General features: G+C 69.8%; 3 protein-coding genes, 1 tRNA gene and 1 rRNA gene. 1 reads left to right on the plus strand and 4 read right to left on the minus strand.

Features of this window, described 5'->3' with window-relative positions:
• Positions 1–43: 43 nt before the first annotated feature.
• On the minus strand, positions 44–5,497 hold the full coding sequence (locus IE251_RS29980) for a HAMP domain-containing protein (RefSeq protein ID WP_189756123.1): 5,454 nt from the start codon (positions 5,495–5,497) through the stop codon (positions 44–46).
• 410 nt (positions 5,498–5,907) lie between these two features.
• Between IE251_RS29980 and IE251_RS29985 the strand changes: the two genes are divergently transcribed.
• Positions 5,908–8,667: a SpoIIE family protein phosphatase gene (locus IE251_RS29985; RefSeq protein WP_189756124.1), complete on the plus strand. Its 2,760-nt coding sequence runs from the start codon at positions 5,908–5,910 to the stop codon at positions 8,665–8,667.
• Positions 8,668–8,715: 48 nt separating this feature from the next.
• On the opposite strand, the gene IE251_RS29990 is transcribed toward IE251_RS29985, so the two are convergent.
• The 3 genes from IE251_RS29990 to rrf form a co-directional block, all read right to left on the minus strand.
• Positions 8,716–8,788: transfer RNA gene (locus IE251_RS29990), tRNA-Thr, on the minus strand.
• A gap of 84 nt (positions 8,789–8,872) precedes the next feature.
• Complete coding sequence (locus IE251_RS29995) at positions 8,873–9,535, minus strand: DegT/DnrJ/EryC1/StrS family aminotransferase (protein ID WP_189756136.1); 663 nt, start codon at positions 9,533–9,535, stop codon at positions 8,873–8,875.
• A 115-nt stretch (positions 9,536–9,650) separates the two neighbouring features.
• Positions 9,651–9,767, minus strand: a 5S ribosomal RNA gene (gene rrf, locus IE251_RS30000).
• Positions 9,768–9,904 lie beyond the last annotated feature (137 nt).

Here is a 9,904-nt window from a genome sequence, read left to right on the forward strand (position 1 = left end):
CCCCGCCCTTCCGGGCGCGCCCCGCCGGGCCGCACCGCCCGCCTCACTCCGGCCGCATCCACTGGTTCATCACCGACAGCAGATGATCGGGGTCGACGGGCTTGGTGACGTAGTCGGAGGCGCCCGACTGAATCGCCTTCTCCCGGTCGCCCTTCATCGCCTTCGCGGTGAGCGCGATGATCGGCAGACCCGCGAACTGCGGCATCCGCCGGATCGCCGTGGTCGTCGCGTACCCGTCCATCTCGGGCATCATGATGTCCATCAGCACCACCGCCACATCGTCGTGCTGCTCCAGGACCTCGATGCCCTCCCGGCCGTTCTCGGCGTACAGCACCGACAGCCCGTGCTGCTCCAGGACGCTGGTGAGCGCGAACACGTTGCGGATGTCGTCGTCGACGATCAGCACCTTCTCGCCGCCGAACCGCACCGTGGGCGGCGCGGGCTGCTCCTGCTCCGGAACGGCCGTCCACTGCTCGGCCCGCCGCGTCTCCTCGGACAAGGAGCGCCGCCGGCGCCGGAAGAGCGCGGCGGGGCCGTTCTGCGTCTCCTGGTACGACTTCACCTCGGCCGGCGTCTCGATCTCCACCGCGGACAGCTCCGAGGACAGGTGCGCCTCGGAGGCCACCAGGTCGCCGGCCTCCAGCGCGGGCGCGGACTGCTGGTAGCCCTGCGGGGGCAGTTCGCTCATGTGCAGCGGCAGGTACAGCGTGAACGTCGAGCCGCGCCCGGGCTCGCTCTGCGCGTGGATCTCACCGCCGAGCAACTGCGCGATCTCCCGCGAGATCGACAGCCCGAGGCCGGTGCCGCCGTACTTGCGGCTGGTGGTGCCGTCCGCCTGCTTGAACGCCTCGAAGATCACCCGCATCTTGCTGGCCGCGATGCCGATACCGGTGTCTGTCACCGAGAACGCGATCAGCTCGCCGCCCGGATCGGCCAGCGAACCGGCCTCCAGCAACTGCTCCCGGATGGAGTCCGGCACATCCGCGCCGGCCGGCCGGATCACCAGCTCCACCGAACCGGAGTCGGTGAACTTCACCGCGTTGGACAGCAGGTTGCGCAACACCTGCAACAACCGCTGCTCGTCGGTGTGCAGGGTCGCCGGCAGCTCCGGGGAGACCCGTACGGACAGGTCCAGGCCCTTCTCCGCGGTCAGCGGCCGGAAGGTGGCCTCCACGTAGTCCACGAGCTGGACGAGCGCGATCCGGGTCGGGGAGACGTCCATCTTGCCCGCCTCGACCTTCGACAGGTCCAGGATGTCGTTGATCAGCTGGAGCAGGTCGGAACCCGCGCCGTGGATGGTCTCGGCGAACTCCACCTGCTTGGGCGAGAGATTGCCCTCGGCGTTGTCCGCGAGCAGCTTCGCCAGGATCAGCAGCGAGTTGAGCGGGGTGCGCAGCTCGTGCGACATGTTGGCGAGGAACTCGCTCTTGTAGCGCATCGACACCGCGAGCTGCTCGGCGCGCTCCTCCAGGACCTGCCGGGCCTCCTCGATCTCGGTGTTCTTCACCTCGATGTCCCGGTTCTGCCGGGCCAGCAGCTCGGCCTTCTCCTCCAGTTCGGCGTTGGAGGCCTGCAGCGCCTTCTGCCGGTTCTCCAGCTCGGCCGACCGCTCCCGCAGCTGCTCGGTCAGCTCCTGCGACTGCTTGAGCAGCTTCTCGGTCTTGGTGTTGACCGAGATGGTGTTGACGCTGGTCGCGATCATCTCGGCGATCTGGTTGAGGAAGTCCCTCTGGATCTGCGTGAACGGCGTGAAGGACGCCAGCTCGATCACGCCGAGCACCTTGCCCTCGAACAGCACCGGCAACACGATCACCTGCGCGGGCGGGGCCTCGCCGAGCCCGGAGGAGATCTTCAGATAGCCGCTGGGCGCCTTGTCCACCAGGATCGTGCGCTTCTCCTGGGCGGCCGTGCCGATCAGCGCCTCACCGGGCCGGAACGACGTCGGCATGGAGCCCATCGAGTAGCCGTACGAGCCCAGCATCCGCAGCTCGTAGTCGTCCTCGCCGTTGCCGACGCCCTTGCCCTCCATCAGCGGCATCGCCAGGAAGAACGCGCCGTGCTGCGCGGACACCACCGGCGTCAGCTCGCTCATGATCAGCGAGGCCACGTCCTCCAGGTCCCGGCGGCCCTGCATGAGGGAGGAGATACGGGCCAGGTTGCCCTTGAGCCAGTCCTGCTCCTTGTTGGCGATCGTGGTGTCGCGCAGGTTGGCGATCATCTTGTTGATGTAGTCCTGCAACTCCTGGATCTCGCCGGCCGCGTCCACGTCGATCTTCAGGTTCAGGTCGCCCCGGGTCACCGCGGTCGCCACGCGCGCGATGGCCCGCACCTGCCGGGTCAGGTTCTCGGCCATCTCGTTCACGGACTCGGTCAGGTCGCGCCAGGTGCCGTCCACGTCACGCACGCGTGCCTGGCCGCCCAGCTGTCCCTCCGTGCCCACCTCGCGGGCCACGCGCGTGACCTCCTCGGCGAAACTGGACAGCTGGTCGACCATCGTGTTGATCGTCGTCTTCAGCTCGAGGATCTCGCCCCGGGCGTCAATGTCGATCTTCTTCGTCAAGTCACCCTTGGCGATGGCCGTGGTGACCATGGCGATGTTGCGCACCTGACCGGTCAGGTTGGACGCCATCTGGTTCACCGACTCGGTGAGGTCCTTCCAGGTGCCGGCCACGCCCGGGACATGCGCCTGACCGCCGAGGATGCCGTCCGTGCCCACCTCACGGGCCACCTTGGTGACCTGGTCGGCGAACGAACTCAGCGTCTTGACCATCGTGTTGATGGTGTCGGCGAGCTGCGCCACCTCGCCGCGCGCCTCGATCGTCACCTGCCGCGTCAGATCGCCGTTGGCGACGGCCGCGGCCACCTGCGAGATGTTGCGCACCTGCATGGTCAGGTTGTTGGCCATCAGGTTGACGTTGTTGCTGAGGTCCTTCCAGATGCCCGTGACCCCCGGCACGTGCGCCTGGCCGCCCAGGATGCCCTCGGTGCCCACCTCGCGGGCCACCCGGGTCACCTGCTCGGCGAAGCTCGAGAGTTGATCAACCATGGTGTTGACCGTCGTGACGAGCTCGAGGATCTCGCCCTTCGCGTCAACAGTGATCTTCTTCGACAGATCACCCTTCGCGACCGCCGTCGTGACCTCGGCGATGTTGCGCACCTGGATCGTCAGGTTGTTCGCCATGAAGTTCACGGACTGCGTGAGGTCCTTCCAGGTGCCGGAGACCCCCTGCACCTCGGCCTGCCCGCCGAGGATGCCCTCCGTACCCACCTCACGGGCCACCCGGGTGACCTGGTCGGCGAACGACGACAGCTGGTCCACCATCGTGTTCAGCGTGTTCTTCAGCTCCAGGATCTCCCCGCGCGCGTCCACGGTGATCTTCTGGGAGAGGTCACCGCGCGCCACGGCGGTGGCGACCTGCGCGATGTTGCGCACCTGGGCCGTCAGGTTGCCCGCCATGCCGTTCACGGAGTCGGTCAGGTCCCGCCACACACCGGCGACACCGGGCACCTGCGCCTGACCGCCGAGCCGCCCCTCGGTACCCACGTCCCGCGCGACGCGGGTCACCTGGTCGGCGAAGGCGGACAGCTGGTCCACCATCGTGTTGATCGTGTTCTTCAGCTCGAGGATCTCGCCGCGCGCGTCCACGTCGATCTTCTGCGACAGATCACCGCGCGCCACCGCCGTCGTCACCTGGGCGATCTGCCGCACCTGCGACGTCAGGTTGCCGGCCATGAAGTTGACGGAGTCCGTCAACTCCTTCCACGTACCCGAGACGCCGTCCACCCGGGCCTGACCGCCCAGCCGGCCCTCCGTACCCACGTCCCGGGCCATCCGCGTGACCTGGTCGGCGAAGCTCGACAGCTGGTCCACCATGGTGTTCACGGTGTTCTTCAGCTGGAGCATCTCACCCGAGACGTCCACGGTGACCTTCTGCGACAGATCACCGTTCGCCACCGCCGTCGTCACCTGGGCGATGTTGCGCACCTGACCGGTCAGGTTGCGGAACGCGGTGTTGACGGAGTCCGTCAGGTCCTTCCACGTACCCGCCGCGCCCGGCACCTGCGCCTGGCCGCCCAGCTCACCCTCGACACCGACCTCCCGCGCGACCCGCGTCACCTCGGCACCGAACGCCGACAGCTGGTCCACCATGCCGTTGACGGTGTTCTTCAGCTCCAGCATCTCGCCGGCCACGTCCACGGTGACCTTCTGCGACAGATCACCGTTGGCCACCGCCGTCGTCACCGTCGCGATGTCCCGCACCTGCGTCGTCAGGTTCCGGAACACCGTGTTGACGGAGTCCGTCAGGTCCTTCCACGTACCGGCCGCGCCCGGCACGTTCGCCTGACCGCCGAGCCGCCCCTCCGCGCCGACCTCGTTCGCCACCCGGGTGACCTCGTCCGCGAAGATCCGCAGCGTCTCGGTCATCTGGTTGATCGTCTCGGCGAGCCGCGCCACCTCGCCCCGCGCCGGAACCGTCACCTTCTGCGACAGATCACCGCTGGCGACGGCCGTCGTCACCTGCGAGATCCCCCGCACCTGCGCGGTCAGGTTGCCCGCCATCGTGTTGACGGAGTCGGTCAGCTCCTTCCACACGCCGGCCACCCCGGGCACCTGCGCCCGGCCGCCCAGGATGCCCTCGGTGCCCACCTCCCGGGCCACCCGCGTGACTTCGGAGGAGAAGGCCGAAAGCTGGTCCACCATCGTGTTGACGGTGTTCTTCAGCTCCAGCATCTCGCCCGCGACATGCACGGTCACCTTGCGGGACAGATCACCCTTGGCCACCGCCGTGGTCACCAGGGCGATGTCCCGCACCTGGGCGGTCAGCCGGTCCGCCATCGTGTTGACGGACTCGGTGAGGTCCTTCCACGAACCCGACATCCCGCGCACCCGGGCCTGCCCGCCGAGCTTGCCCTCGGTGCCGACCTCGCTGGCCACGCGCGTGACCTCGTCCGTGAACGTCGACAGCTGGTCCACCAGGTTGTTGACGGTCCGGCCGACCTTCAGGAACTCCCCGCGCAGCGGATGCCCCGTACCGCCGTCCGGCGCCTGCGTCCGCAGCTCCATGCGCGGCGACAGGTCCCCCTCGGCGACCGCCGTCAGCACCCGGCTGACCTCCGAGACCGGCCAGACCAGGTCGTCCACCAGCGCGTTGGAGTGCTCGATGGCGGTGGCCCAGGAGCCCTCGCAGGCGCCCGTCTCCAGCCGTTCCGTGAGTTTTCCCTCACGCCCCACCATGCGCCGCACCCGGGACAGCTCACCGGTGAGGTGCAGATTCCGGTCGGCCACCTCGTTGAAGACGGCCGCGATCTCCGACATCACGCCGTCCCCGGAGACCGTCAGCCGCTTGCGGAAGTTCCCGTCCCGCATCGCCACGAGGGCCGCCAGCAGCCGGTTCAGGGCGGCCGTGTCCACCGTCGTGGTGCCGCCGCTCCTGCCCAGGGACGGTCCGTCTTTCGCGCGCGTCTTCGTGCCTCGCGTCGCCGCGCCAGACTCCACTGTGTCCCTCCCGGAGGGGTAGACCGTTACTGCTGTGCTCGGCCGCTTCGGCCCGGCGTGCCGGTCACCGGCATACCGATCGCGTCCGCGTACCGGTTGCTTCCGCTTATGTCCGCCGGACGGGATCCGGCCACACCAGGGGCTGCTGCCCGCCGTGCGCCCGGCACACGCGGCCCGGAACGACCTTCATCAGAAGCTTGCCCAGTGTTTCACCCCGGCCGAACCCGGCCATAACAGTTCGGCAGCTTCGCACATCGTCCGCACACCCTGGGGGCGTAAACACCGAAGACCGGCATCCGCTCGGACCGCGAAGGTAAGTAACCTTGCATGCGGCTGTCCAGCCGCACCGGTCCGACCGGCCTGGGCGGTGGCACGAGTACGAGCGGGCATCGGAGGGGCGGCCGGACATCATGACCACCGGACTGATCCCCGGGGAACAGACCCCGGAGCCACAGCCGACGGGCGAGCCGATGCCGCAGCAGCGGCGCGAGCCGCCCGGCGAGACAGCCCTGCATGCCGACAACCGGCCGAGGAGTTCTGTGATCACCGCGCGTGCGGCCGCCAGTTTCGAACCCGTCGGGCGCTCCGTCGCGACCGCCCGGTCCTTCGTCCGCGACACCCTCCAGGGCTGGGGATTCGCCGACATCGTGGACGACGCGGTCGTCCTGACCAGCGAGCTGGTCACCAACGCCGTCGTCCACGCCGGCACGCACGCGGACGTGCTGTGCCTGCGCACCGAGGACGGAGCGCGCATCGAGGTCTCCGACCGCTACCCGGAGCGCGAGGTCCCCCTCCAGAGCTCCGCCGTCTCCATGGGCAGCCCGGACCGCGAGGGCGGCCGGGGCCTCCAGCTCTGCGCAGCCCTGGCCACCCGCTGGGGCGTCGACTACACCCCCACCCACAAGAACGTCTGGTTCCAGCTCGACCTGCCCGAGCGCCCGGTCGGCACCCGCGCCGCCGGGCCCGCCCTGCCCGCCGACCTGCTGCCGCTGGCCGACGGCCGGGTCCGCGTCGCCGTCCTCCAGATCGACCGCAAGGGCGGCATCAGCGCCTGGAACGAGGACGCCGAGGAGCTGTTCGGCTACCCGGCCTCCGACGTCATCGGCAAACCCCTCACCGACCTGGCGGCCTGGCCGCACACCCCGGGCACCGGCACCGGCATCGCCGAGGCGCTCCAGCTCTCCCGCTGGGAGGGCACCTACGGCATCCGCCGCGCCGACGGCCGCGTGGCCCAGGTGTACGCCTCCCATCTGCGGGTCCGTGACACCGGCGGCGAACCGTCGACCGTGTGCCTGCTGGTCCGCGACCACGAACGCGCCGTCCTGCAGTCGCCGTCCCGCGTCCCGGCCGGCGACCAGACCCCCTCCTCCGACGGGCAGAGCACCGACCCCTTCGAGGTGTTCATCGGCTCCCCCGCCCCGGACGATCTCGACGGACTGCTCCAGCGCACCGTGGAACGCGCCCGTGACATGCTCGACGGCGACTCCGCGTTCCTGCTGCTGGCCACCGACGACGAGACGGAGCTGGAGGTCCGCGCCTCCACCGGACTGCCCTCCGCCCGCCAGCGCTTCGCGCGCGTGCCGGTCGAGGCGGGCCCCGGCCGCTACGGCTCCGCCCGCATGCCCGCCGTCCACGACGACCTGGCCGCCGTCCCCGGGGCCGTACCGCTGCTCGCCGGCACCGGCATGCGCTCGGTCGTCACCGTCCCGCTGAAGGTCGAGGGCCGCCTCACCGGCTCCCTGGGCGTCGCCGCCGAGGCGCCCGGCCGGTACACCAACGAGGAGGCGCTGCGCCTGCAGTTCGCCGCCGACCGGATCGCCCTGGCCGTGGAGTCGGCCCGCCTCGGCGAGCTGGAACGGCTGCGCCGGGGCTCGCTGAGCTTCCTGGTGGAGGCTTCCGACCTGCTGGCCGGCACCCTGGACCGGGACCAGACGCTGGCCCTGATGGCCCAGATGACCGTCCCGACCCTGGCCACCTGGTGTGCGGTGTACACGATCGCCGACCAGGCGTCCGAACCGTATCTGTCCTACGTCCTGCACGAGGACGAGGAACTCATCGACGGCATCAAGTCGTTGCTGTCGAAGGTCCCGCCGCCGGACCCGGTGCCGACCCCCGGCGCCCGGGTCTGGACGGCCCCGGGCGAGGTCGCCCACCAGGCGGCCCTGCGCAGCTCCATGCGGAGCCTGGGCCTGGCGGGCGGGCCCACGCACCGGGTCGCCTCCGGTATCGGCCCGACGCTGGCGACGGCGTCCGCGGTCGGCGGGGAGACGGTGGTCCTGCCGCTGGTGGCCCGCAACCGCGTCATCGGCATGCTGACCCTCGGCAAGCCCACCGACGAGCACTTCCGCCAGGAGATCCTGGAGCTCGCCGAGGATCTGAGCCGCCGGGCCGCACTCGCCCTGGACAACGCCCGCCTGTACTCGGAGCGCACGGCCATCAGCCAGTCCCTCCAGCGCAGCCTGCTCCCGCCGGGCCTGCCGCAGATCGACGGCGTCGAGGTCGAGGTCATCTACCGCGCGGCGGGCGAGGGCAACGAGGTCGGCGGCGACTTCTACGACGTCTTCCCGATCGGCAACGGCGCGTACGGCTTCGCCATCGGCGACGTCTGCGGTACGGGCCCCAACGCGGCGGCGGTCACCGGCCTGGCCCGGCATGCCCTGCGCCTGCTGGCCCGCGAGGGCCTGTCCGGCCCGGCGGTGTTGCAGCGCCTGAACTCCGCGATCCTCGACGAGGGGGACCGCAGCCGCTTCCTGACGCTTCTCTACGGCGAGTTGCGGACGCGGGCGGACGGCAGCGCCGAGCTGAAGGTGGTCTGCGCCGGCCATCCGCTGCCGCTGCGCCTGCGTCAGGACGGCACGGTGACGGCCGCGGCCGAACCGCAGCCGCTGCTGGGCGTCATCGAGGACCTGGAGCTGTACGAGGAGACGGTCACCCTCGACCCGGGGGACGTGCTGCTCTGCGTCACGGACGGGGTCACCGAACGCCGTGAGGGCTCGCGCATGCTGGGCGACGACGGCCTCGCCGATGTCCTCACCACGTGCACGGGTCTGACGGCGGGTGCGGTCGCGGCGCGCATCATGCGCGCGGTCGAGCGGTTCGCCTCGGACGCCCCGTCCGACGACATGGCGATTCTGGCGATGCGCGTGCCGGGCATTCACCAGGAGGCGTGAGGAAGCACGAAAAAGGCCCCACCCGGAAGGGTGGGGCCTTTTTGGCTGAGCCCCCAAACGGAATCGAACCGTTGACCTTCTCCTTACCATGGAGACGCTCTGCCGACTGAGCTATAGGGGCCTGTCGTTTTCGAGGTTTCCCTCGCGGCGACAAAGAAACTGTACCCCGAACAGGCCTTGGTTCCCAAATTCGTTCGGGACCGCTTCAGAAGGCGGGCTGAAGCAGGCCGCCAAGGGCGTTGCAGGCGGCGGCCGTCCGCTGCATGTCGCGTTTGGTGAGCGCGGCGTCCACGGGCAGCGCGAGCGTCTCGTCGGCGGCCCGCTCGGTCTCCGGCAGCGACACGCACCGGCGGAAGGCCGGCAGCCGGTGCACGGGCGTCTTCACCGGCACCCTGCACTCCACTCCCCTGACCCGCAGGGCCCGCGCGAACGCGTCCCGGTCCGGCCGGCCGTTGCCCGGTACCCGCACGACGTACTGCTGATAGGTGTGCCCGTCCCCGCCGTCCGGCGTGCGTACGCCCTTGAGTTTGGCGTCGAGATAGGCAGCCCGCTGCCGGCGCCGGGCTATCTCGTCGTACGGCGCCTCGGACTCGCCCCGCTCCAGCACCAGCAGCCCGTGCCGCTGCCCGAGTTCGCGCAACCGCCCGACGTCGGCCCGCCGTCCGAAGCGGTGCACGACAACGACGGCCGCGGTGCGGGGAGTTACGGCCGCCTCGACCGCGCCCGGGGCGAGGCAGTAGGTCGCCGGGTCTATGTCGGCGAACACCGGGAGCGCGCCCGCCAGGACCACGGCCTCGGCGACCTCGACGTTCCCGAAGGCCGGTACGACGACCTCGTCACCGACTCCGACTCCGGCGGCCCTGAGCAGCGCTGCGGTTCCCATGCCGGGGATGCTGCGCTCGGAACGTGAACGACACGTTACGCACAGCAAAAAAAGGCCGGACCCTGAACCGAAGTTCAGGATCCGACCTTTCTCAAAAATTGTTCGGCGGCGTCCTACTCTCCCACAGGGTCCCCCCTGCAGTACCATCGGCGCTGTGAGGCTTAGCTTCCGGGTTCGGAATGTAACCGGGCGTTTCCCTCACGCTATGACCACCGAAACACTATGAAACAATCAACCAGACCGCCATGACAGCGGGGCTGTTCGTGGTTTCAGAACCAACACAGTGGACGCGAGCAACTGAGGACAAGCCCTCGGCCTATTAGTACCGGTCACCTCCACACGTTACCGTGCTTC

Origin of the sequence: Streptomyces eurythermus (assembly GCF_014649115.1) — a bacterium.
Classification (GTDB): Bacteria; Actinomycetota; Actinomycetes; order Streptomycetales; family Streptomycetaceae; genus Streptomyces; species Streptomyces eurythermus.

What these genes read in the sequence shown, in the direction of transcription:
- IE251_RS29985 (WP_189756124.1), top strand. Translation starts at nt 5,908, where the DNA reads ATGACCACCGGACTGATCCCCGGGGAACAGACCCCGGAGCCACAGCCG.